Source organism: Myxococcales bacterium (genome assembly GCA_022563535.1).
GTDB lineage: Bacteria > Myxococcota_A > UBA9160 > UBA9160 > UBA4427 > DUBZ01.
The window spans coordinates 35315-57666 of sequence record JADFNE010000005.1; the positions used below are offsets into that span (position 1 = coordinate 35315).

23 protein-coding genes are annotated in these 22352 nt (G+C 62.1%); 8 read left to right on the top strand and 15 right to left on the bottom strand.

Annotation, left to right across the window (positions count from 1 at the left end):
- Window positions 1-52 precede the first annotated feature (52 nt).
- The 8 genes from IH881_02885 to IH881_02920 all read right to left on the bottom strand — a co-directional run bounded on the left by IH881_02885 (window position 53) and on the right by IH881_02920 (window position 9466).
- Window positions 53-1126 (bottom strand): phospho-N-acetylmuramoyl-pentapeptide-transferase, encoded by a 1074-nt coding sequence (locus tag IH881_02885; GenBank protein MCH7866614.1) that lies wholly within the window; start codon window positions 1124-1126, stop codon window positions 53-55.
- The gene (locus IH881_02890; GenBank protein ID MCH7866615.1) at window positions 1127-2530 is read right to left on the bottom strand and encodes a UDP-N-acetylmuramoyl-tripeptide--D-alanyl-D-alanine ligase; all 1404 of its coding nucleotides are present in this window, start codon (window positions 2528-2530) and stop codon (window positions 1127-1129) included.
- Window positions 2527-4074, bottom strand: coding sequence for a UDP-N-acetylmuramoyl-L-alanyl-D-glutamate--2,6-diaminopimelate ligase (locus IH881_02895; GenBank protein MCH7866616.1), 1548 nt, complete (start codon window positions 4072-4074; stop codon window positions 2527-2529). The genes IH881_02890 and IH881_02895 overlap by 4 nt, the downstream gene beginning before the upstream one ends.
- A complete protein-coding gene (locus IH881_02900) occupies window positions 4074-6176 on the bottom strand; it encodes a penicillin-binding protein 2 (GenBank protein MCH7866617.1) in 2103 nt (700 codons plus the stop codon). The genes IH881_02895 and IH881_02900 overlap by 1 nt, the downstream gene beginning before the upstream one ends.
- The gene (locus IH881_02905; GenBank protein ID MCH7866618.1) at window positions 6173-6595 is read right to left on the bottom strand and encodes a hypothetical protein; all 423 of its coding nucleotides are present in this window, start codon (window positions 6593-6595) and stop codon (window positions 6173-6175) included. The genes IH881_02900 and IH881_02905 overlap by 4 nt, the downstream gene beginning before the upstream one ends.
- The gene (rsmH, locus tag IH881_02910; GenBank protein ID MCH7866619.1) at window positions 6592-7539 is read right to left on the bottom strand and encodes a 16S rRNA (cytosine(1402)-N(4))-methyltransferase RsmH; all 948 of its coding nucleotides are present in this window, start codon (window positions 7537-7539) and stop codon (window positions 6592-6594) included. The genes IH881_02905 and rsmH overlap by 4 nt, the downstream gene beginning before the upstream one ends.
- Window positions 7540-7737: 198 nt before the next feature.
- On the bottom strand, window positions 7738-8181 hold the full coding sequence (gene mraZ, locus IH881_02915; protein MCH7866620.1) for a division/cell wall cluster transcriptional repressor MraZ: 444 nt from the start codon (window positions 8179-8181) through the stop codon (window positions 7738-7740).
- A gap of 193 nt (window positions 8182-8374) precedes the next feature.
- On the bottom strand, window positions 8375-9466 hold the full coding sequence (locus IH881_02920) for a histone deacetylase (protein ID MCH7866621.1): 1092 nt from the start codon (window positions 9464-9466) through the stop codon (window positions 8375-8377).
- Window positions 9467-9545: 79 nt separating this feature from the next.
- Here IH881_02920 and IH881_02925 point away from each other — a divergent pair, with 79 nt between their 5' ends.
- Together IH881_02925 and IH881_02930 are read left to right on the top strand one after the other, a co-directional pair.
- On the top strand, window positions 9546-10514 hold the full coding sequence (locus IH881_02925) for an NAD-dependent epimerase/dehydratase family protein (GenBank protein MCH7866622.1): 969 nt from the start codon (window positions 9546-9548) through the stop codon (window positions 10512-10514).
- A 32-nt stretch (window positions 10515-10546) separates the two neighbouring features.
- Window positions 10547-11569 (top strand): acyltransferase family protein, encoded by a 1023-nt coding sequence (locus IH881_02930; GenBank protein ID MCH7866623.1) that lies wholly within the window; start codon window positions 10547-10549, stop codon window positions 11567-11569.
- 18 nt (window positions 11570-11587) lie between these two features.
- Here IH881_02930 and IH881_02935 read toward each other — a convergent pair whose 3' ends face one another.
- The 4 genes from IH881_02935 to IH881_02950 form a co-directional block, all read right to left on the bottom strand.
- Window positions 11588-12235: a hypothetical protein gene (locus IH881_02935; protein ID MCH7866624.1), complete on the bottom strand. Its 648-nt coding sequence runs from the start codon at window positions 12233-12235 to the stop codon at window positions 11588-11590.
- Window positions 12236-12355: 120 nt separating this feature from the next.
- A complete protein-coding gene (locus tag IH881_02940) occupies window positions 12356-12916 on the bottom strand; it encodes a hypothetical protein (GenBank protein MCH7866625.1) in 561 nt (186 codons plus the stop codon).
- Window positions 12913-14079 (bottom strand): ArsA family ATPase, encoded by a 1167-nt coding sequence (locus IH881_02945; GenBank protein ID MCH7866626.1) that lies wholly within the window; start codon window positions 14077-14079, stop codon window positions 12913-12915. The genes IH881_02940 and IH881_02945 overlap by 4 nt, the downstream gene beginning before the upstream one ends.
- On the bottom strand, window positions 14076-15056 hold the full coding sequence (locus IH881_02950) for an ArsA family ATPase (protein MCH7866627.1): 981 nt from the start codon (window positions 15054-15056) through the stop codon (window positions 14076-14078). Before IH881_02950 ends, IH881_02945 begins: the two co-directional genes overlap by 4 nt.
- Window positions 15057-15299: 243 nt before the next feature.
- Here IH881_02950 and IH881_02955 point away from each other — a divergent pair, with 243 nt between their 5' ends.
- Entirely contained in the window at window positions 15300-16889 is a 1590-nt protein-coding gene (locus IH881_02955) for a zinc-ribbon domain-containing protein (GenBank protein MCH7866628.1), read from the top strand.
- On the opposite strand, the gene IH881_02960 is transcribed toward IH881_02955, so the two are convergent.
- Both IH881_02960 and IH881_02965 read right to left on the bottom strand, forming a co-directional pair.
- Complete coding sequence (locus IH881_02960; GenBank protein ID MCH7866629.1) at window positions 16886-17083, bottom strand: twin-arginine translocase TatA/TatE family subunit; 198 nt, start codon at window positions 17081-17083, stop codon at window positions 16886-16888. The genes IH881_02955 and IH881_02960 overlap by 4 nt on opposite strands.
- A gap of 90 nt (window positions 17084-17173) precedes the next feature.
- Window positions 17174-18256, bottom strand: a complete 1083-nt coding sequence (locus tag IH881_02965) for a thioredoxin domain-containing protein (protein ID MCH7866630.1) — start codon at window positions 18254-18256, stop codon at window positions 17174-17176.
- Between the two features lie 99 nt (window positions 18257-18355).
- On the opposite strand from IH881_02965, the gene IH881_02970 reads away from it, so the two are divergent.
- From IH881_02970 to IH881_02990, 5 genes are all read left to right on the top strand, one after another.
- Window positions 18356-18826: a nucleoside deaminase gene (locus IH881_02970; protein ID MCH7866631.1), complete on the top strand. Its 471-nt coding sequence runs from the start codon at window positions 18356-18358 to the stop codon at window positions 18824-18826.
- Between the two features lie 143 nt (window positions 18827-18969).
- Window positions 18970-19248, top strand: a complete 279-nt coding sequence (locus IH881_02975) for a hypothetical protein (GenBank protein MCH7866632.1) — start codon at window positions 18970-18972, stop codon at window positions 19246-19248.
- A gap of 101 nt (window positions 19249-19349) precedes the next feature.
- Window positions 19350-19697: a phosphoribosyl-ATP diphosphatase gene (locus IH881_02980; GenBank protein ID MCH7866633.1), complete on the top strand. Its 348-nt coding sequence runs from the start codon at window positions 19350-19352 to the stop codon at window positions 19695-19697.
- On the top strand, window positions 19697-20560 hold the full coding sequence (gene hisG / locus IH881_02985) for an ATP phosphoribosyltransferase (protein MCH7866634.1): 864 nt from the start codon (window positions 19697-19699) through the stop codon (window positions 20558-20560). The genes IH881_02980 and hisG overlap by 1 nt, the downstream gene beginning before the upstream one ends.
- Before the next feature lie 60 nt (window positions 20561-20620).
- On the top strand, window positions 20621-21460 hold the full coding sequence (locus tag IH881_02990; GenBank protein ID MCH7866635.1) for an EI24 domain-containing protein: 840 nt from the start codon (window positions 20621-20623) through the stop codon (window positions 21458-21460).
- Between the two features lie 10 nt (window positions 21461-21470).
- On the opposite strand, the gene IH881_02995 is transcribed toward IH881_02990, so the two are convergent.
- A complete protein-coding gene (locus IH881_02995) occupies window positions 21471-22352 on the bottom strand; it encodes an acetylxylan esterase (GenBank protein MCH7866636.1) in 882 nt (293 codons plus the stop codon).

Genomic DNA, 22352 nt, shown 5'->3' on the forward strand with positions numbered 1-22352 from the left:
TCCATCACTCCGGAATCGTCCCGGATCATCCACGTCGAACTTGCCCGCCAGTTCAGCGGAGCTTGAGCGACGAAAGCGCTACCAGCGCGAGAATGATCGAGATGATCCAGAAGCGAACTACAATCTTTTGTTCCGCCCAGCCGAGTTTCTCGAAGTGGTGGTGGATCGGTGCCATCAGAAAGACACGCTTCCCGGTGAGCTGGAACGAGGCCACCTGAATGATCACGGAGATGGTCTCCACGACAAAGATGCCTCCCACCACCGCCAACAAGATCTCCTGACGGATTAATACTGCGATGGTTCCGAGTGCGCCTCCGAGAGCCAGGGAGCCGACATCGCCCATGAAGAGTTCCGCCGGAGACGTGTTGAACCACAAGAAACCGAGTCCGCCCCCAACCATGGCACCGCAGAAGATCGCGAGCTGCCCGGCACCGGAGACGTGCTTGATGTTCAAATACTCGGCGATCCCCGCGTGGCCGGCGGCATAGGAAAGCATCAGAAAGGTCGCCGCGGTGATCATCACGGGCCCGATGGCCAGACCGTCGAGTCCGTCGGTGAGATTGACGCCGTTGCTTGTGGCTACGATGATGAAGACCGCCAGCGGTACGTAGAAGATGCCGAGGTTCGGGGTGAAGTTCTTGAAGAACGGCACCGCGATTTCCTTGTCGAAGTTCGGGTCGGTATAGATCGCTACTGCGACGCCGAGTGCGAGGACCACCTGCCAGACGATCTTCATGCGCGCGGAGACTCCGGCACTGCTGCCATGCTTCACTTTTTTGTAGTCGTCGATGAAACCGAGGATCGCGTAGCCCCCGGTGAGTGAGATCAGGATCCAGACCATTCGATTGTCGAGTTCGCTCCAGAGCAGTACGGAGACGAGTATCGAGAACAGGATCAGCAGCCCGCCCATGGTCGGCGTGCCTTCCTTGGATTGATGATCCGGTCCGATCTCTCGGATGGGTTGGCCGACGCGAAGCGCTGCGAGCCTTCGGATCAGCCAGGGGCCGATCACAAAGCAGATGAACAGCGATGTCAGCGTTGCCGCAGCGGTGCGGAAGGTGATGTAGCGCACGACGTTGAAGCCGCCGTACACGTCGGCGAGTGGATAGAGGAGGTGATACAACATTTAGCTTGACTCCTCGTTGGCGAGCATCTCGACGACTCGATTCATTTTGGAGGCGCGGGAACCCTTGACGAGAATCCAATCGCCTTCTTGTGACGAACTTGTAAGGATGCTGACGGCCGCTTCATGGGTACCGCAGCAGTGGACATGTTGGATCGGCATGCCGGCGGATACCGCACCTTTGGCGATGCCCTGCGCGCCCTCTCCCACGGTGAGGAGCATTGCGACCCCCGCTTGGTAGATCAGTTTGCCCGCATCGTGATGGGCTTGTTCTGCGGCATCGCCCAATTCGGCCATCTCACCCAGAACTGCGACGGCGCGGCCGCTGCCCCGGAGATCGGCGAGGCTCTTGATCGCCGCGTTCATCGACTGAGGATTTGCGTTGTAGGAGTCGTCGATCAAGGTGACGTTGCCGTGCAATGACTTCTTGCTCATACGTCCCTCGATGCCGCGGTAGTCTGCGAGTCCCCGGGCCACGGCCGAGGGTTCGAGGCCACAAGCAATGCCCGTGGCTGCTGCGGCCAGCGCGTTGATCACGGTCGTACTGCCGAGACCGCAGACGCGAGCCTCCGCAATTCCTCGATGGGTAGCCAGCGTGAAGTGAAAGAGTCCCTCGGGATCAAATCGCACATCTTCGGCGCGCACCATGGCTTCGGGATCCATGCCAAAGGACACGACATCACACGCTGCGCGCTGGGACTGCTGGCGCACGTTGGCGTCGTCCCAATTGGCAACGGCACGACCCTCTGCAGGCAGGGCGGCGAAGAGATCTCCCTTTTCTGCGGCGATCTCCGCCTGGCTGCCGAGGTATTCGATGTGTGCCGTCCCGATATTGATGACGAGCCCGATGTCGGGTTGGGCAATTTCGGCGAGTCGCGCAATTTCACCTCGATGGTTCATGCCCATTTCGATCACCGCGCGCAGGTGCGTTTCTTCCCGGGACAGCAAGGTCAAGGGGACGCCGTAGTCGTTGTTCAGATTGCCTCGGTTTTTGAGACACGGGCCCTCGCTTTCGAGCACGGACGCGGTCATCTCCTTGGTCGTGGTCTTTCCGCTGCTGCCCGTCAAGGCGACCAGCGTGCCATTGAAGCCGCGCCGATGACCCGCTGCGAGATCTCCGATGCCGCGAGTGGTGTTCGGAACCGCAATGACGGGCAGGTCGCTCGCATTGCCCCAGTTGGCCTCGCGACCCGCTTCGACGAGAAGTCCGCCGGCGCCGGCGCCGATCGCCTGGGAGAGGTATCCGTGGGCATCGTGATTGGGGCCGACGATCGCTGCGAATAGCTGTCCGGACTCGATGCTGCGGGAATCGATCGACAGTCCCGACAGCGGGGCGTCGGGCGATCCTTGCAATAGCGTGCCTCCGCACCAGGTCACAACGTCGGCAGCGGTGTAGCGAGTGCTCATGCAGTCTCCCACTTGCGGAGCGCGCTGCGCGCTTCTTCGCGGTCGTCGAAGGGCAGCTTTGTACTGCCGATAATCTGGTAGTCCTCATGTCCCTTGCCCGCCAGAATGACGGTGTCTTCGGGACGAGCAATCGACATCGCGTAAGCGATCGCTTCGCGGCGGTCGGAAACCACGGCATAGGATCGCTCGTTCGCGTCCAGCGCTTCGGGCTCGACGCGGTCGAGTTGGCCGAGGCCCTTTTCGACGTCGTTGAGAATGGCCAGCGGGTCCTCGGTGCGCGGATTGTCGCTGGTCGCGAGGGTACGGTCGCTGTGGCGCGCCACTGCCTCGGCCATCAAAGGGCGCTTGCTGCGGTCGCGGTCGCCACCGCAGCCGAAGACGGTGATCAGGCGACCCTCCGAAAGGGGTCGAATCGCGGTCAACAACTTTTCCACTGCGTCCGGTGTATGGGCATAGTCGACGATCACGGTCGGCGCGTTCGCAAGCTCTGCGCCCACGACTTCCATGCGGCCGGGAACCTGGGGGCAGGCGGCAACTCCCTCGGCGATGATCTCCGGTGCGATGTCGAGTGCCACGCAGATGCCACACGCGACGAGCAGGTTTTCGAGATTGAAGTCACCGACCAATGGCAACTCAAAATCGCAAACTCCCGAAGGCAGTGCGAGCTGAACGTGGCTTCCCGAGAGCGTGACGTCAGCGTTCAACAGCTTTACTTCGGCGTTGAGATCCAGATTGCGCGTAACCTGGATCACTCGGGCCCCACCAGCGCGCGCGGCGTCTATGAACCGTGACGCGCTCGCATCGTCCAGGTTGACCACCGCCGTGCCATCCCTCGCGAGATAGCGTCCAAAGAGCAACAACTTGGACGAGAGATACGATTCCATGTCGCCATGAAAGTCGAGATGGTCCTGGGTGACGTTCGTGATGGCCGCGACCTGGAACTCGCAACCGCAAACTCGTTCGAGTTTGAGCCCGTGAGAGGAAACCTCCATCACGACGCTGTCCACGTTTTGGGTGCGCATGCGGCGCAGGATGCTCTGGAGGTCGAGGCTCTCGGGCGTGGTGTTGACTGCGGGTTGTGCAACCCCTGCAAAGCGCACCTCGACAGTTCCGATCAGGCCGGTGCATTTGTGGGCTTTGGCGAGGATCGACTCCACCAGGTAACTCGTGCTGGTCTTGCCGTTGGTTCCGGTAATGCCGATCAGTGTGACTTCCTTGCTGGGTTCGCCGAAGAATCGCGTGGCGATGTGCGCCAGGGCCCGTCGGGTATCGGGAACCACAGCCGCGGTGCAGCCTGCAGGGAGCTTTTTGTCCGGGGCGGCTTCTAGCAGGAGCGCCACCGCACCCAGGGCAATGGCGCGTTCGAGGTAGTCGTGGCCGTCGCTCACGCTGCCGCGCAGCGCGATGAACAGATCGCCCGGGGAAACCTTGCGGGAGTCGTAGGTAATGCCGCGAATCAACGGGTCGCGTTCGGCTTCGGCGCCAAACTGCTGGGAGGTCGCGAGTTCGTCCGGCAGGGCTGCGAGCAGGTTCGATAGCTGCATCAGCTTTCGCGGCCCCCATTGCTGAACGATACGAGAACCTGCCGCTGAGAGCCCATCACAATGGTGCCCGGAGTGGGGCGCTGATCGATCGCGAGACCGGTTCCCCTGATCTCGAGGTTGAGTTTGTTGTGGGCCGCCATTCGGCGAACCGACTCGAGGGTTTCGCCGCGGAAGTTGGGTATCAAGACGGGATCGTCGCTCTGTTGTGTCGCGAGTGCGCGCTTCGGAGGCGCCGATACCGCAGCTGGCCTTGCAGTCGGCGCTCGCGCGGGCTCGATCTTCGCTCGGCTCGCGGTGACGGTCTTGGACTTGGGCTTGGCCGCCTTTGGCTTGAACATAGTCTTGGACTTAGCCTTGGACTTGGCGAGCATTTCCGGAATCGTCTTCACTCGGCGCAGGGCCGGAATGGGTTCGGGGCGTGTGACGATTCCAAGTCGAGCGAGTTGGCCGGCGGCAACGCTTGCGAACAGTGGCGCCGCCACGTCGCCTCCACCGTGGGCGCGCCCCTTGGGTTCGTCGAGCATCACGACGATGACCAGCTTCGGATCGTCGGCCGGAACGGCACCCATGAACCAGGCGGTGTAACGGGTCTTCGAGTATCGGCCTCGCTTGGTGTCGAGCTTCTGGGCCGTGCCGGTCTTGCCCGCGACCCGCACGCCTCTGAGTGCAGCTTTGCGACCGGTTCCCTCTGCGCTCACCACGGATTCGAGCATCTTCAGGGTCCGGGTCGCCACCGCTCGGCTGATTACCGGTTTCGGCTTATGGTTCGCCACACTCCGCCATTTCCCCCCCGCCTCCCGCCGCGCCGACACCAGATGTGGGGTGCGCAGCATTCCATCTCCGGCGAGTACGCCCATGGCGGCGACCAGTTGAATCGCCGTCACTCCGAGTCCCTGTCCGTAGGCCGCGGTTGCTTGATCGACGGGTTTCCAGTCCTGCCAGGCTCGCAGCAGGCCACTGGATTCGCTGGGGAAGCCGCTTCCGGTTTTCTTCCCAAATCCGAAGCGCAGCAGCGCCCGATGATATTCCTCGCGCCCGAGCAGTACAGCAATTTGAACCGCACCGACGTTGCTCGAAAATTTGAGCACCCCGGTCGGATCGATCACGCCATAGGGCCGATGATCGCGGATCGTCATGCCCGGAATTTTCATACTCCCGTCACCCGTGTCGATGCGCTGTTCCGGGCCGATCGCACCGGCGTCCAGTGCGGCAGCGACCAAAAACGCCTTGAGCACTGAACCCGGCTCAACCGCATCCTGAAAGGCCGGCGAGCGCGTTTCGCTGTACTTGACCGTACGAAAGTCGTTCGGGCTGAAGCCTGGAGCTTCGGCCAGCGCCAGGATTTCTCCACTGAGTGGATCGTAGGTGATGACACAGCCGCCCTTTGCACCGCTCTTCTTGATCGCGTTGCGCAGGGCCGTTTCCGCCTCGGCCTGCATGGCCAGGTCGATCGTCAGGGCGACGTCGCCCCCGGAAGAGGAAAGGGGTGCAATGGATTCGCGCGTCATCAATTGTCCCCGGGCGTCTCGTTCGACCGGGGTGCGGATCGGAGTGCCGCGCAGCCATTGGTCTTCTTGTTGTTCGATGCCGCGAACTCCCTCGCCATCGATGTTTGCGAATCCGAGGACGGACCCCGCGAGTTCGTCGGCCGGGTAGGCGCGTCGCGGTTCGAGCACGATGCCAACCCCGGGCAGGTTGAGCGCCTTGACCCGCTCGGCGACCTTCTCGCTGACCCAACGGCCGACAAAGGTGAAGCGTTCGCGTTCTTGCAAGCGGCGAGCGAGGCTGCTGGTCTTGCTGCCCATGGCCCTGGCCAGCGCGGCGAGATTCGCTCGATTTCCGTCGAAGTCGCGCGGTCGCACGTAAATGGACGGCGCGTGCAGGGTGAGGGCCAGTTCGATCCCGTTGCGATCCACGATCTGGCCGCGCATCGCGGGCAGCACGATCACGCCTTCGAGCTGTCCCTTGGCGCGAATTTCACCGCGGCTGGTGACCACCGTGAGGTGGGCAGCGCGGGCGGCGAGTACGACGAAGAGCGCGAGAAAGACGACCCGGAGCAAGGCGACCCTGCGACCGGCGGCCCCCAATTCTGCCCCTCTCATGGTCGAGGCTCAGCGCCCACCGGGGCTGCATCGAAGTCGAATCGCGTCGAAAGCGTGATCACGCGGTCGGGCTTTGCAAAACCCAGCGCCGCCGCTCGCTCGCTCAGCAATTTGGGCTCGCGCAGGCGCAGGAGTTGGACAGTGATGTTGCGTTTTTCATCGAGCAATTCTTGCTCGAGGCTGACGGCCTGGGCGCTGGCGTAGCTCATGCGCACGACGTCCATCCTCAAGCCCACCAGAAATAGTGCCGCGATCACAACCGCGGCAATCGCGGGTACGAGAGTTTGATTTCGCCGGGTCTCGCTCCATCGGGCCATGTCGACTCCGATCAAGTCGAGACGGTTCGAGTGCCCGGTATCGCTCCGGTTGAGCCCGGCCACGGCGCGCATCCAGGCGCTGATGGGATCGGCGATGTTCATGCCGCTTCCCCAATGCGCTCTGCCGCGCGCAATTTACCCGAGCGCGCGCGAGGGTTGATCTGGATCTCAGAGGCTTTGGGTTGAATGGGTCGCCTGGTGATGACGCGCAACGTGATCCTCCCGCCACAAATGCAAATCGGCGTGGCAGGTGGACAGGTGCATCCCTTTGCCGCCACGCGCATAGAGTGCTTCACAATGCGATCTTCGAGAGAGTGGTACGCGATCACCACCAGGCGACCCCCAGGTCGGAGGACCCGTATTGCTGCATCCAGGCCGTCGCGCAATGCACCCAGCTCATCGTTGACCGCGATGCGTAGGGCCTGAAAAACTAAAGTGGCCGGGTTGTGCGAGCGCCCCCGACCGATTCGAGCTTGCTGGATCACCCGCAGAAGATCGGCGCTGGTCTTGATCGGCGCGTCCTTGCGGGTTTCGACGATGGCCTGGGCCAGGCGCTTGGAGCCGGGAAGCTCGCCGTAGTTCTGAAACCAGTTTTGCAGCTGCTCGGCGCTGGCGGTTCTCAGCAGCTGCTCGGCGGTATTGCCCGACTCCGGGTCCATGCGCATGTCCAGCGGAGATGCGTCGTGTGAAAAGCGAAAGCCGCGGGTCGTGGAGTCGAGCTGATGGGAAGAGACGCCGAGATCGAACAACACGCCGTCGACATGGTCGATTTCGAGTTCCTCGAGGACAATTTCGAGCTTGCGAAACGAGGCCGGCACTGTCCGCAGCCGTTCGCCAAAGCGAGCGAGCCGAGCCCGGGCCGCGTTGCGCGCTTCGGGGTCGAGGTCCAGGCCGATCAGGATTCCGTCGGGTGAGGTCCGTTCGAGGATCGCACCGGCGTGCCCCCCGCCACCGAGGGTTCCGTCCACGATCGTTGCACCCGGGGTGAGATTGAGTTGGTGGAGGCTTTCGTCGAGGAGAACGGGGCGGTGTTCGAAGTCAGTCATTACGAGAGCCGCTTGCCTCCCGCCTGCACCGGGATTGGGGAAAACCTGTTTCCGGGTGGAGAGGTGCTGGGGGCCCTGGGTCACCCGTGAAATGGCGCGTACCCCCCAGTAACCACGCCAAATCACGATGGGTGTCCCAGGACACCCCAGCCTCTCTACAGGAAGAGCGAGCTCTTCCTGTCCCCCACCTGTGTTTCCCTAGCTCGGAGGACTTCCGTCCACCGAGAGCTGAATCTCCTCGAGCCGGCTCATTGTTTCGAGCTTTGTTGTTTCAAAGAGTTGTGTGTCCCAGATCTCGATGCAGTCGAGTACGCCTGCGATCGTGACCTTGCTCTTGAGCATGGCGTGCGACCGCATTGAGGGCGGCACGAGAATACGTCCCTGGCTGTCGATGGGGCATTCGGTCGACCCGGAAATCACGAAGCGTGTGTACGCTATGACGTCGGGTTGGAGTCTCGACTTTGCCTGCAGGTTTTGCTCAATCACTAGCCAGTCCTCGTAGGGATAGAGCGCCAGGTAGTTCTTGTAGTTCGTCAAAATCGGAGGTTTCTCGCTGCGTCGCAGGATTTCGTTTCGAAAGCCGGTCGGGATTTTGAGCCGTCCCTTTGCGTCTATAGTGTGATCGTGCCGGCCACGAAACATGTTGGGATTCCTACTCCGTCAGTTCGCTACCTCCGTGATGCGGACCCCACCTTAAGCCACTTGAAACCACTTTGTAACCCTTTGAATCTACTTTGATCCACTTTCTTAAAAAAACTTCTGCGTCAAACGATGTCTCGCCACGATACACAACATTTAGACTACTGAATTCGGTCATTTTCCGAAGGGTGCTCCGCTACGAGTGAACACTGCGGCTCGGGCTGATGCTCGAGTAGGTCTCGGAATGTGCCTGCGAAACCAGGGAGGCGATCTGGTTCAAGTTGCTTCCTTCCCTGGGCGCCGCTGCGGGGGGCGGCGTCGCGCGTTCGAGATCGGCTGCGAGCATCCCTTCCAGCACCGCTGTGGTTCCTTCAAAGAGACCCGACGCGGAGTACCCACCCTCGAGGATGTACACGATTCTGCCTCCACAGACGGTTTCCGCCACTTCTCTGACGATCTGGGTCATGCCCAGAAAGCCCGCTGCACTGAGCTGCATCGATCCGAGGGGGTCTGCTTGATGGGCGTCGAAGCCGCAGGAAATCAGGATGAAGTCCGGATCGAACTCGATCGCGATCGGCGCGAACAAACGCGTGAGGACGCCGATGTATTCGTAGTCTCCACAGCCCGGTGGCATGGGGATGTTCACGGTCGCACCGCGTCCCCGGTCGATCCCCACCTCTCCGGCAGCACCAGTGCCCGGGTAGAAGGGAAACTGATGGGTAGACATGTAGAGGACCGAGGGATCGTCTTCGAAGCTGTGCTGGCTGCCGTTGCCGTGGTGGACATCCCAGTCGAGGATTAAAACCTTTTCAATTCCAGCGACTTGCTGAAGTGCGCGCGCCGTGATCGCGACGCTGTTGAAGAGGCAGAAGCCCATCGCGCGATCGGATTCCGCGTGGTGGCCGGGGGGGCGCAAGGCCGCAAAACCAGAATCCAGTTCAGCTCGAGCCACATGCATGGCCAAATCCACACAGCTCCCGGCCGCAAGCAGGGCGACGTTCAAGCTCTCGGCTGACACGAAAGTATCGGCGTCCAGGTGCGTCGGAGCCCGAGCGACCGCCGCCTCGACCCGGTGCAGATGGTCGAGGGTGTGGACGCTGAGGATTTCCTCGTCGCTCGCGAGGCGGGGCTCGATGCGCTCGATCGAGCCCGGCGAGCGCTTCTCCCAAGCGCTCAAGGCCTGTCCCACCGCGACCATTCGGGCGGCGGCTTCCGGATGGCCATCCGGGGCCGTATGGGTCTGAAATCGAGGGTCTTCGATCACGCCGATTCGTCGCGTGACGTCCATGGCAAGGGATGGTATCTGACAGAAGGAGAGCGTCGAGGGACTAGTCTCGAATGCTCCTGGGGACGGGAGAGACAGGCCCGTGGAACCACCGCGCAGCATTGCCTTTACAGGGATCGACACCTACTTCGGCCGACGGCTGATCGACCGGCTGGCGGCGCGTCCAGGTCCGCTGCGGATTGTCGGCCTGGACTCCCACGATCCGCCGAATCCCGCGCCGCTGATCCATTTTCATCGAGTGGATTTGACCCAGCCGGGGATCGGCGCGCACATCGCGGAAATTCTCTGCAAGGAACAGGTCGATGTGGTCGTCCATCTGGCGTTCAAGGAAGTGCCGAGCGCAAATCGCGATGCCGATCACGAGATCGAGGTTTCGGGCAGCCTGGAAATTTTGAACGCCTGTGCCGAGGCCAACGTCGGCAAGCTCGTCATTCCCTCTACCACCATGTGCTACGGCCCGCGTCTCGAGAACGCCCATCAACTCTGCGAAGACGCACCGCTCCGCGGTCACGCCGGCGCGCACTGGATTTCGAATCGAGTGCAGGTCGAGCGCGCTGTCGAACGCTACCGCAAATCGACGCCCGCTTGCAGCGTCACCGTATTGCGTCACTGTTGGATCATGGGGCCGCAATTCGTCGATCCCATCGTGCGTTTCTTCGAGGCGCAGTGGGTCCCCACGCTCCTGGGTTACGACCCGCTGCTGCAGTTCGTGCACGAAGATGATTTGCTGGCGGTGCTCGAGGCGGCGATTTTCGAGTCTCATCCGGGAGTCTTCAACGTAGTGGGCGAGGGCGTACTGCCGCTTTCGGGGTATCTCCGCCTGGCGGGCAAACGCAATGTCTCACTTCCCAGGATATTGCTCTCCCGTATCCCGGGAGCGCCGATTGCCCTCAGCAGCGCTGATTCTGAGGACGGATTTTACGACTACCTGAAATACATATGGGTCGCGTCTGGAGAACGCCTTCGGACAGAATTCGGCCCGCTCGCCTACACGAGCCAGGAAGCCTGGTCTGCGATGGTGAGTTCCCGGAGACTGCAGCACTATCGATAGGAAGTGCGCGTTAGCCCGAGGATTCGAGGAAGATGACTCCCGACGACTCTGCGCGACCCACAGGATTTCAGCGAGACGAGCGAAGCCAGCATGCGGCTCCACAGATCGAGCAACTGCGAAAGGCACTCACCGGCTTGGGAGACGAGATTCGCTCCCAGCAGCGTCGCGCGCCCGACCCGCAGCGAAAAGCCGGCAGCGGGACCGAGTGGGGAGCGTTGTTCGATGAGTTGCGCCGGTGGGTCGGCATCCTCGGCATGGTCGAGCAATACCCCGGGGTGGATGACTTTGGCATGGAGGCGGATTATCTCAAACGACTCCAGCCACTATTCGATTTCCTCTATGAACGCTACTGGCGCGTCCAACTGACGGGAGATGAGTCGCTTCCGAGCAAGGGCCCCGTGCTGTTCGTTTCCAACCGCTCGGGGCTGCTGCCCTGGGACGGGATGATGCTGTCCCACGCAATTGATCGAAGTCCTGTGCAACTCGAGCGGCCGCGATTCCTGGTCGAAGACGAGCTGTTGCGACTCCCGTTTGCCCAGGCACAGCTGGCTCGGGTAGGCGGGGTACGGGCCTGCCGCGAGAACCTCGATCAGCTGATCTCCCGAGGCCATTCAGTAGTCGTTTTTCCCGAAGGCGCGCGCGGCGCGGCGCGTTCCTTTCGCGATCGCTACCAGGTGGGTCGCTTCGGACGGGGTGGCGCGATTCGAGCGGCGATCGAAAATCGAATTCCACTGGTTCCGGTGGGCATCGTCGGCGCAGAAGAGGCTTACCCGCGGCTCGGCGACACGTCTACCCTGGGAAGACTGGCATCCCGGGATCTCGGCCTGCCAGTATTGCCCATCACGCCGACCTTTCCGCTGCTCGGGCCACTCGGCCTGCTACCGCTGCCGTCCAAGTGGGTGATCACGATCGGCGAACCCATCTCGTTGCTCGAACTGGAACCTGACGCGGCCAACGACGATGTCTCCGTCTCCCATCTCACGGAGGCACTGCGCGAAGAAGTCCAACGCCTGGTTGAACGCGGACTCGAAGCGCGATCCTCGACTTGGCTCTAGCAGCCTGTTAGCAGGCCGCTAGCGCTCCTGCGCCGAATCTCCCCGCCCTTCATCTCGGGCCGGTTGTTGGCTCGGCGAATTGGCAAAAGCTTTTTCGAGATCGCGCACGGCTTGAGCCACGCGTTCGAGGTTTTGATTGAGCGCCTCTACGTCTTTGCGTCGGGGCAGGTCGAGAAGCTTGAAGACGCGTTCGACGGCGCTTTGGACCGCGGCGTCGAGGTCCGGAGATGCATAGGCAATCCAATCTCCCAAGCCGCGCCGCTCTCCGCCCGAAGCGTTTTCCTGCTGCGATTGGGCATCTTTGTCCCCGTCGGGCCGCGCTTCCGAATGGGGTCCCTGGATGATGCGCCGAAAACGGTCCTGGATCTCTTCCAAGTTTTCGCTGGCGTCACCCACGCCTTTTTTCAGCACGTCGTACAGGGCGTCGCCGCCGCGTTCCATGATCTGTGAGAGCAAGCTCGAAGGAGGGGGACTGTTGGAACGCTTCGAATCGACCAGGATCTGGGAAAGCGCGATCGAAGTGATGTCATCGCCGGTCTCGTTGTCGATGACGCGAACTTCTTCGCCTTCGTCGAGTAGTTCGGCGATTCCCTTCAGCGTGATATAGCGGCTTGATTTGGTGTTGTAGAGCTTCCGGTTGGCGTAGCGTTTGATCAAAATCGACATGGTGTTTCTCGATCTGTCTCGGCCAAACTCGGCGTGGAATCTCGGGTTTCGCGGAGAGGACCCAGGCGGTCCGCGGCTCCGCTGCAAGCTGTCAAACTAGCACGCGCAGGGGGTCGGAGCCTACCCCTCGATCTTGATGCGCTGCACCCTTGGCGTCCTCTGCACACACTCGTCAGGCGACTTCTTCTCTGCTGCAGGAGCTGCCTCGTTCGCTTCGGAGCAGGGCTCGTCGCCCTCGGCAGACGCCCGGTCGCTCCCGGCGGTCTGGGGCCGAACGCCCAACTCCCATAAAAATTCGCGCAGGCCGAGAAATGCGCGCAGGACCGCGCGGGCATCATCGTCCGCCCGAGAGCGAACATCCCAGCGCGAAATCTCGGCATCGAGAGCCTCGAGCAGAGCGGAGAGGGCTGCGTTATTCGGGGAGGACGTCGCTCCCGAAAGCGCCTCGGTCATTTGATCCAGGGCCTGCGCGAATTCGGAGAGATGTGGATGCGTCTGTGCCGACTCGCCGCTCATGCCGATGCTGGCGGCGTCGAGCAGCGCCCGGGCGCTCGCCACGCCTTCGGCAAGCGCAAGCCCCGCGTGGTGCGCGGCGCGTTCGATGGCCTGTCGGACGGACCCGTCGGTTTCGCGCTTCTCACGCTTGCCGTCTCTTTGTTTCCGTTTTGAGTCTGCGCTCATGTGGCGACCTCGCTGCCGATCAACAATTCGCTGGCGATCTGGCTGAGACCCTCGAGGTCGCTTATGTCCCGGGACTGTTCCGGCACCATGCGAAAAAAACAGCCGCTCCGCTCTGCACGGCCACACAGGACCCGGGTGTTTTCGTAGTCGCGGAGTGCTTCGTGCGCGTATTCGCTGGTCGCAGCGGCGGCTGCCTCGGCTGCGGCCGGATCGCCCAGTGCGGTCGCGAGCTGCTCGAGGTCTCGTCGGGCGACTCTCCCCGCAGCGAGATCCCGCGGCGGCGGCTGCGACCCGGGCCACAGGTGCATTCGGTTGATCACGACTCCCTGCACGGAGGCGTGGGCTTCGTCGAGGTGTTCGAGAAACAGCTCGGCGTTGTAACTGGATTCCCGGCCGGGCCCCGCGACCAGGACAAAAGCCGCATCGCTTCCCAACAGGGTTTTCTGGATTCGGTTGGCCCGCTGTTTGAATCCGTCCGACATGTCGTCGATCGCCTTCAAGAAAGCCGCGAGGTCCTCGAGAAAACCCACGCCCGTCAAGCGTTCGACGAGTTGCAGCACCCCCTGAACCGGTCGCTGAAACAAGCGCACACCGAAGCGACCCGCTGTCACCGCGGGATGCACCAGCAACCGGACAAGACGGCTGTCGAGAAACTCGACCAGTCGCTTGGGTGCGTCGAGAAAGTCCAGCAGGTGTTGCGCCGGTGGCGTATCGACGACCACGAGGTCAAAGCGCCCCGATTCGGACATTTCCAGAACCTTTTCCATCGCCGCGTATTCGCCGCTCCCGGCGAGCGCCCCGGAAACGTGCTGGTAGATCGGGTTGTCGAGAATTCTGCGATGAGAAGCATCGTCGGGGGCGAAGCGCGCGATCACGGCATCGAAGGTGCGCTTGGTGTCGAGCATCATGGCGTAGAGCTCGAATTCGGATTCGTCCTCGCGAAGCTGGACTCGCTGGGGTTCGTTTCCCAGTTCGCGAATCCCCATCGCGTCGGCCAGTCGTTTGGCGGGATCAATGGTCAGCACCAGGGTCTTGCGTCCCATGCGTGCCGCGGCCAGGGCCAGAGCCGCGGCCACTGTTGTTTTCCCTACCCCGCCGGTTCCGACGCATACGACAATGCTGCGCTCGCGGATGAGGTCTGCGGGGTTTCGAGGGGGCATCACGCTCGGCTTCCCGATTTGCGCAGCAGTTCGCGTCCGAGCCGCAAGAGGTCTCGCGGAGCTTCGATACTGCCGGGGATGTCGGACAGTGGAACGATCGGAAGCGCGATCCGCTCGGCCAGTTCGGAGACGTAGGCGTGGTTGAGTTCAAAGCGGGCGCGTCGCGCAGCGCAGCAGTGGGCGAGCACACGCGGAGCGGGCAGGGATCCGAACGTCGTCCCGGCTGGCAATGCTTCGATTCGGGCTTCCAGATCGTCGAACTCCTTCGCAAAGGGGGCGGGGACCACGCGGTTGACCACGACGCGATCGAGAGGCACACCCAGGTCGTTGCTCGCCCGCGCGACGAGTTCGACAGTCTCTCGCACCGGGAGTTCCTCGGCTAGGGTCACGGGCAGCAGACGGGTTCGATCCGAATCCTGAAGCAATGCCTCGATGTCTCGGGCGCGGCGGCGCAGGGGGCCGGATTTGATCGCCGACTGAACCACGCGCGGCACGTCGAGAAACGTCAGACCGTGGCCGCTGGCCGGAGCGTCGACCACGATCAAATCGTATTCGGGGCGAGCGCGATCTCGGCCGAGCCTCTCGAGCTGATCGATTTTTCCCAGGATCACGAGTTCTCGCCAACCGGGGGCGGCCGCGAGCAGCTGGTGGAAGGTGGCATGTCGCAGACTTCGTTTCACCAGCGACTCGAGGCCGATCTGCATGCTGAGGTATTCCGCCAGGGCCTCGAAGGGGTCGATGTGGAAGACCCAGAGCGAGGGCTGAAGTTCGCGACCCGCATAGCCGACCGGCCGGGAATCGGGATCGAGCAGGCGGTGGAGATGCTCGTCCCGGCCCAGTTCGATGAGGGCGACACGACGACCACTCTCCGCGGCGGCCAGGGCAGTGGCGGCCGCCACGGTGGTCTTTCCGCAGCCGCCCTTTCCAGTCACGACGATCAGCCTGCAATCGAGCAGGGGTCGCTGAGGAGTTTCCGGCATCTTTTGCCTTCCGGTTCGAACCAGGGGAAGTCTCGCAGCACATTACCGCTGTACGATCATAGATCAGCCCCAAACGAGCCTGCACCGCTTCCGCGATTCAAAGAAACGGAGAGCTGCGGCGGATTGAGGGAGAATCGGGGCGCCCGGGGCCGGTCCGTTCTCGCGGCGCTCAAGCGGTGCGCGAGTCCGTCCGAAACACCCACGTGAACCAGCGGAATGTGTACCGAAGCTGGGGAGAATGCCTTGGTCGTTGAATGCAAGAAATGTGGGACGAGATTTCAGCTCGATTCGGCGCGGATTCCCGACGACGGGATTCGGGTGCGTTGCTCGCGCTGCAAGAACGCCTTCTTCCTCCAGCATCCTTCACAGAGCCAGGTGAACGCAGTCGAGGCGGTGGTCGAAGAGGCCGTCGCGCACGAAGGACTGGCACCCCCCGGCAGCACCCAGGATTTGCCGATCGCGCCGCAGTCGGAAACTCCGGCTACGAGCGTTGCGTCCGACGATGAAGATGAATTCGGCGACTACGAAGACGATGACAACTGGGAATTCAACGAAGATCCGCCCGAGTTGGATGAGGACGAGCCAGCAGAGGACGATCCTGAAGATGAATTTTCAGAAGATGACGTTTCTGAAGTCGGCTTGGCTGGCGGCGAGAATAGCGGAGAGTTCGACGCCAGTGACTTCGAGGATGATTTCCAGGACGTCGGTTCGATCGATCTAGATCACGACCGCTCGTTTACGACCGATCCGGAGGCGAGCGCCTCCATTGCGGCCAGCTCCTTCGAATCGGAAGAAGCGCCAGCCGGCACGCTTTCGAACTCGATGGAAATGGGCGCCGACGACCTGATCGCCTCGAACATGTCGATCGAAACGCCCCCGCCCCCGGTCCCCGCCGCGGTCGAAATCGAGAAAGCATCGCAGCCCGAACTCGGTATCGCGGGAGCGCGCGAAGAGGCCTTTGGCTCGGTAGACGATTTTTCCAATTTGATCGATTCCGACGAGCCGCCGGCCGCGACACCGGCCGCGACACCGGCCGCAAGCCAGGTAGAAATCTCAGATAATCCCGAAGAATGGGACTTCTTCGGCGATGCGGACGCGAAGGCTCCCGGCGCAAAGTCGGCGGAGCCTCCTGCGCCGACGAACACGCTCCCCGAAACCGCCACATCCGCCGAACACACGCAACCTGTAGAACGCGAAGCACCGAATGACTGGAAGAGAATCGACGGCCACCGCCCCGCCAGCGGAATTGTGGCGATTGCCTCCGCTCTGGCCTGGGTCGCGATTCTCGGCCTGCTGGCGGCGGGGGTCTTCCTCGGTGTCACGGGATCGGTCGATCGGAGCGTGAGCGCCCCCGCGTTCGTCAGCGTCGGAGAGATGCGGGTCGCCAACATTCGCGGACAGTTTTTGGAGACCGCTCGGGCCGGAACCCTCTACGTGGTCACCGGCGATCTCGTCAACCCCGGCAACGCTGCCAGGGCGCTGCATCACACGGTGTACGTGAACCTGCTCGGAGCGGACGGTCGCGTGCTCGATGCGCCCCCCGCCTTTGCCGGTCGCGACGTTGCACTCAACCTGCTGCGCGAAATGACGGTCGACGAACTGCAAGAGAGCCAACTGATTGCTTCGCAAGCGTTGGCGATGCAGGAAATTGGTCCCGGACAATCGGCCACCTTTGCGGCGGCGTTTGTCGCGCTGCCGGAAGAGGCTTCGCATTTTCAAATCCGGACAGTGAAGTCAGAACCGCCGACCGAGCTGGCGGTTCCGGACAGCGTTGAAGTCTCGCTGAGCGATGCGGGGCCAGAGCCGCAACCGGAGTCGCTGCAAGCTCCCTAGGGCTTGGTCTCGCCTTCTTCGACGCTTTCTTTTTCGGGCGTCACGTCGATCTCGTCTTGGCCCGACATCCCGCTCTTGAAATTCTTGATCGCCTTGCCGATCCCCGAGCCGAGTTCGGGCAGGCGCTTCGCGCCGAAGAGCACGACGACGATTGCCAGGATGATTCCGAGTTCCAACGGTCCCAAACCAAACATGCCGACGTCCCCTTAGTTGTCCAACCAGAGGGGAATGTGCCGTTCGAACCTCTCGGGGTCAAGCCAGTCTGGCGGGGAGGGTCCGACCCCTCATTGGGTGGCGTGATCCGTCGCGGCGAGTTCCCGCTCGACAATGCTTTGAAATGTCTGAAGATCCTGGGCGCCGTGCAACAAGATTCCGTTGATGAAGAAGGTTGGGGTTGCCCTGGCCCCCAGTGCCACTGCGGCCGCTACGTCCTCTTCGATCCGTTGGCGAGTGCCATCGGCTTCGAGGCAGGTCTGGAAGGCCGCCGAATCCAGTCCAATTTGTTCCGCGTACTGCAACAGATTTGCGGCGAAAAGAGAACGCTGATTGGCAAACAGGAGATCGTGGTAGTCCCAGAAGCGCGATTGTCGTTCGGCGCAAACTGCGGCTTTCGCGGCCGGCAGAGCGTTTTTGTGAAAATCCAAGGGGAGGTGCCGGTAGACGAAGCGGAGCTTTCCAGGGAAGAGCTGGTCGAGTTCACGTAGGGTCGCTTCCGCGCGTTGGCAGTACCCACATTGGTAGTCGCTGAACTCGACGATCGTGACCGGAGCATCCGCCGGACCGCGCGATGCGCCCCCCGCTGGAACGCGATACCGCTCGACGGGTGGAGGCGGCGGTTGGATCAGCAGGATTTCGATATCGGCCTCGCGGCGCAGCGCGGTGACCACGCGAACGGAATCGTCCGATACCAGAAACTTTCGGATCTTGGGGCGCAGCTGCTCGAGAGATTCGACGGGGGTGATGCGATCCCTGTATCGCTCGTAGAATTTGTCGACTTCGTCGTTCGTCACGAGCCCCAGGGCCGCGGTCTCCTTGTCGAGATATGCGTCGGCAGAGAGTCCCTCACTGGCGGCGGCGCGGTCGATCAGTCTGTCCCCGATGACGCCCTCGAGGCCAGCCCGGTGCAACTGGTAGAGTTCAGCCGGGTCCTTCCCAATTTTGCGAAGCCAGTCGTCCTTCAGCCATCGATCGAGTTCTCGCAAATGGATGGGTTGGCCGTCGATCCGGGCGACCACAGCGCCGGCGGGCTCTTGTTCCTCGCTCGCGGGCAGGGATCGGTCGGCAGCCAGATTCGAACACGCCGTCGAGCAAAATGAGCTGGCGACCAGAAGAATTGTCAGCATCGCCTGTTCAAAAAATCGAGACACGGCTCTCTACCCCCGCCGAAACGCTATCCGAAGATCGTCGCTGCCGCTGCAGAGCACTGTGCGATTGATTCGTCCAGGTCTACGTGTAACGCTCAGGCGATGGAACATCGAGAATTGATGGAACAAGCGATCGCTTTGTCCCAGGAAGGGATGCGCCTGGGGGACGGAGGCCCCTTTGGTGCCGTGGTGGCCCGGCGGGGGGAGGTAATTGCCGAGGGCTGGAATCGCGTGCTTTCGAGCCATGACCCCACCGCTCATGCCGAGGTTGTTGCGATCCGGGCCGCGGCAAAATCCCTCGGCTCTTTTTCTCTCGACGGCTGTGTGCTGTACAGCTCTTGTGAGCCCTGCCCAATGTGTCTGGCGGCCACGTACTGGGCTCGTATCGAACACGTCTACTTCGCCAATACCCGAGCCGATGCGGCGGCGATCGGTTTCGACGACCAGTTTTTTTACGATGAACTTTCGCGGCCAGTCTCCGACCGTTCGCTTCCCATGACACACATGGAAGTTGCCGGTGCTGCGCTTCCCATGCAGGCATGGCGCGAAGACACAAAAAAGATCTCCTACTGAGGGTGCGCTCCCATGTGTTGCATCAATTCGTTGAATGATGGCACCGCCTGCGTCTCTCTTGCGTGTTACACCGCTTCCGGGGGCCCGATTCTTCAATCTCATGGAGGCTCTGCCGATAAGTTCCGGTAGGGAGACCGGGCTCCATGATCAAGGTCGTTCGCAGTGCGCTGTTGATCGCAGTGATCTACTTCGCGGGTAGCTACTACTTCGATAAACCCGAAGAGATCAAAAAAGACGCGGCCGCAGTTCGGGAGATGGTCAAAGCGCTACCCGAACCCGAGCAGGTCATGGACTCGGTTCGCGCCACTGGCGACAGGGCAGATCAAGGGGTTTCTCGGGCCAAGCGACGCCTCGATACCGTTCGCGAAAAGGTCCAGCACTCCATCGCGCTCGGATCCGAGCGGTTCGCCGGTTCGGACTGATCGATCGGTGATCCGAACACCCTGCTAGCACCCCAGGTGAAATTCGCTCTGAAAAGGGCTAAAAGGTCCCGGCGAGAACCCGCCATGAGAGGGCCAATTCGATGTCCGGGGAATCCGGGGAAGACGTTCTTTCGCGCTTGATCGAGCTGATCGAAGAACGCAAACGCCTGCGTCCAGAGGGCAGCTACGTCGTCTCGCTGCTCGATGGTGGAGTGGAGGCCATCGCGGCGAAGGTTCGCGAAGAAGCCGACGAACTCATCGAGGCCGCGGCCGCTGACGACACCGCTCACACCGCACACGAGGCCGCGGATCTGCTGTTTCATGTCTGCGTATTGTTGAGCCATGCAGGTGTTTCCCTCGACGATGTGCTGGCTGTTCTCGAATCGCGATTCGGGATCGGCGGCTTCGAAGAAAAAGCCAGTCGAGACAAGAACAGGGAGAACGGGTGATGCTGGGAGGCGAACAGCTGCGCATCGCAGTGCCGTCGAAAGGGCGTCTGCGCGACAGTGCAATCGAAATATTGCGGGGTGCCGGGCTTCACTTCCGTCTCTCCGGACGGCGGCTGTTCTCGATCTGCACAGAGACCGAAACGCGCATCATATTTTCGAACGTACAGGACATCCCGGTGTTGGTGGCGGAGGGCGTGGTGGATCTCGGGATTACCGGAAGTGATCAGGTGCTCGAGAAGCGCGTCGAGGTGATCGAACACTGCAAGCTCGGCTTTGGCCAGTGTCGCGTTTCGGTGGCGGCACACAAAGACAGCGAGATTCGCAAAGCGTCCGATCTGAGTGGCAAGGTCGTGGGGTCGAGTTTCCCCAACCTCGCGGCCGACTATTTTCGCGGCGAGGGGGCCGAAGACGTTCACATCCTCGCGATCGAGGGTGCGGTCGAAGTCATGGTGCTTCTGGGGCTCGTCGACGCCATTGTGGAGATCGTCGAGACCGGCAACAGCCTGCTCGAGAACGACCTCGTGGAACTCTGGCCGGTGCTCAGCGCCGAGGCTGTCTTGATTGGAAATCGCAATCCCCGGGAACCGGAGGAGCGCGATCTTCTGCTGCGTCGGATCGACGGGGTGCTTGCCGCGCGTCGCTATTCCCTGCTGGAGTACAACTGCCCGGCGGACAAGCTCGAAGCAGCCACCCAGGTCACCCCCGGTTTCAGCTCGCCAACAGTGCAGAGCCTGGTGGACAAGGACTGGTACGCGGTGCGGGTGCTGGTCGAACGGGCACACGTCCACCGGATCCTGGACAAGCTTTCCGCCATCGGCTGCGTAGCCATCCTCGAATCGGATATCCGTCACACCCGGCTCTAGACCCGGATCTGGCGAACAGGGCTAGGGTTTGATTCAAGCGCCCACTGGAGTCGAGTATTTGTGACGTCGAGCGAACCCAATGGCCATGCTTCGGATTCTCGCATCTCCCGCGCCGCGACCGGCGGCGGAATTGGCGCGGGAGTGCGACTGCTGTTCGAAGGCGTTGGGATGTTGCTTCGCGAGCGGAGTCTCTGGACCCTCGCGGCAGTTCCGGTCACGTTTTGCGCGCTGGCCCTGATCACCGCGGGTTCCCTGATCTACTTCAACGCTTCAACCCTTGCCGAGGCGTTGACGGGTTGGCTGCCAGAGCTCGAAGTCGAGGCGTGGTACCAATGGTTGTGGCTGGGGCCGGCGAAGCTCTTGCTCGGCTTCACCGAGTACCTGCTCTTCGCGGCGTTTTGTGGCATTTCGCTGCTTCTCTCGCTGCTTCTCGCCAATCTGGCTTCGGCCCCATTTCTCGATGTGCTGTCTCAGCGGGTCGAGGAGATGGTCGCGGGAACGGTCTCGGATCCGGGGGATCGTGGCTTTGCGGCGGTCGCCGCCGGGGCAGGTCGGACGATCCGCAGTGAGTTTCAGCGCCTGGTGTTCTTTGCCGCCGTGTGGGGAGTGATTTCCCTGGCGGGTGTACTGATTCCCGGTGCGCAGCTGATCGCACCTCCGGCGCTGCTGCTCTTTACGGTGATTTTCTTGCCCCTGGACTACGCGGGTTACTTGTTCGATCGCCGCCAGATCTCGTTCATCGCGCGCCGCAACTGGTTGAGCGACAACCTTCCGATCATGTTGGGATTTGGTTCCACCGCGATGGGAACGGCGCTGGTTCCCGGGCTCAACCTGCTGCTGCTTCCGTCGCTGGTCGTCGCCGGCACGTTGCTCGCGCTGCGGCATCCGATCGACGTCTGACGCGCGAGATTTAGTTCGCCGTGAGCAGGTCGCTGAAAAATGTCCGCGCCGTTTTGGCGGCCGCACTTCCGAGCATCCCGTTCTCGCGGTCCGAGGGGCTGCGGAGCTTGGGTTCGGCGCACGCGTCAAAGAGCGCGTTGTCGAAACGGCTCGCTTGTTTCGAGGACGCTTGCGGCGACTCCAGGAGCAGCACCGAGCGCGGTCCAATACCTCCGACAAACTGGATGGGATCGATCTCGGGCAGTGTCATTGCGCTGCAGTGAGCGAGGACGACTGCCCTGGTTCGAGGGTCGAGGCTCGCGAAGATCGCAGTGATGGCTGCGCCGTGGCCCAACCCCATGACCCCGATTCGTTGATCATCGATCGCGGGAAGCACGGCGAGACCGTCGAGGGTTCGTGAGAGGTCGCAAACTGCCTGTTGGGTGAACTCGAGCAGTAGTGCCTTGCCATTCGCGTCGAGTGGAACGTCTGAAGCCGAGTTGCCCCGCACCGTCTCGATGGCTTTCAGCAGTCTTTCGCTGAACTTGGGGTTGCTCCGCTCTCCGTGGAGGGGAAGGTCGAGGGTCGCGAGGGCGAATCCTTCGCGAACCCAACTCCCGGCGAAATTGAGACTCGCCGAATTGCACCCTGCGCCGGCATCTCCCTGGATCACGACCAGTGGGCACGGCTCCGATCGCTCGTTGGGGATCAACAGACGACCCGTCACCCGGTCGCCGCGGCTGTTCAGTTCGAAGCGGTGCGAAGTCGCACGCGAGAATGCAGCTGGGCAGTCGCGAGAAATCAGCAGCAGGCCCAGGGATTCTTCGGGGTCGCCTGACGTGAACGCGATGGGAACCGTCTTTGGCAGAGTGGGCTGGGCGGGTGATGTTGCGGATGACCGGGCGGAAGGCAT

What these genes read in the sequence shown, in the direction of transcription:
- IH881_02960 (MCH7866629.1), bottom strand. Translation starts at nt 17,083, where the DNA reads ATGTTTGGTTTGGGACCGTTGGAACTCGGAATCATCCTGGCAATCGTC.
- IH881_02935 (MCH7866624.1), bottom strand. Translation starts at nt 12,235, where the DNA reads ATGTCGATTTTGATCAAACGCTACGCCAACCGGAAGCTCTACAACACC.
- IH881_02890 (MCH7866615.1), bottom strand. Translation starts at nt 2,530, where the DNA reads ATGAGCACTCGCTACACCGCTGCCGACGTTGTGACCTGGTGCGGAGGC.
- mraZ (MCH7866620.1), bottom strand. Translation starts at nt 8,181, where the DNA reads ATGTTTCGTGGCCGGCACGATCACACTATAGACGCAAAGGGACGGCTC.
- IH881_02895 (MCH7866616.1), bottom strand. Translation starts at nt 4,074, where the DNA reads ATGCAGCTATCGAACCTGCTCGCAGCCCTGCCGGACGAACTCGCGACC.
- IH881_02995 (MCH7866636.1), bottom strand. Translation starts at nt 22,352, where the DNA reads ATGCCTTCCGCCCGGTCATCCGCAACATCACCCGCCCAGCCCACTCTG.
- IH881_02900 (MCH7866617.1), bottom strand. Translation starts at nt 6,176, where the DNA reads ATGAGAGGGGCAGAATTGGGGGCCGCCGGTCGCAGGGTCGCCTTGCTC.
- IH881_02980 (MCH7866633.1), top strand. Translation starts at nt 19,350, where the DNA reads ATGTCCGGGGAATCCGGGGAAGACGTTCTTTCGCGCTTGATCGAGCTG.
- IH881_02930 (MCH7866623.1), top strand. Translation starts at nt 10,547, where the DNA reads ATGACTCCCGACGACTCTGCGCGACCCACAGGATTTCAGCGAGACGAG.
- IH881_02950 (MCH7866627.1), bottom strand. Translation starts at nt 15,056, where the DNA reads ATGCCGGAAACTCCTCAGCGACCCCTGCTCGATTGCAGGCTGATCGTC.
- IH881_02940 (MCH7866625.1), bottom strand. Translation starts at nt 12,916, where the DNA reads ATGAGCGCAGACTCAAAACGGAAACAAAGAGACGGCAAGCGTGAGAAG.
- IH881_02885 (MCH7866614.1), bottom strand. Translation starts at nt 1,126, where the DNA reads ATGTTGTATCACCTCCTCTATCCACTCGCCGACGTGTACGGCGGCTTC.
- hisG (MCH7866634.1), top strand. Translation starts at nt 19,697, where the DNA reads ATGCTGGGAGGCGAACAGCTGCGCATCGCAGTGCCGTCGAAAGGGCGT.
- IH881_02975 (MCH7866632.1), top strand. Translation starts at nt 18,970, where the DNA reads ATGATCAAGGTCGTTCGCAGTGCGCTGTTGATCGCAGTGATCTACTTC.
- IH881_02970 (MCH7866631.1), top strand. Translation starts at nt 18,356, where the DNA reads ATGGAACATCGAGAATTGATGGAACAAGCGATCGCTTTGTCCCAGGAA.
- IH881_02920 (MCH7866621.1), bottom strand. Translation starts at nt 9,466, where the DNA reads ATGGACGTCACGCGACGAATCGGCGTGATCGAAGACCCTCGATTTCAG.
- IH881_02905 (MCH7866618.1), bottom strand. Translation starts at nt 6,595, where the DNA reads ATGAACATCGCCGATCCCATCAGCGCCTGGATGCGCGCCGTGGCCGGG.
- rsmH (MCH7866619.1), bottom strand. Translation starts at nt 7,539, where the DNA reads ATGACTGACTTCGAACACCGCCCCGTTCTCCTCGACGAAAGCCTCCAC.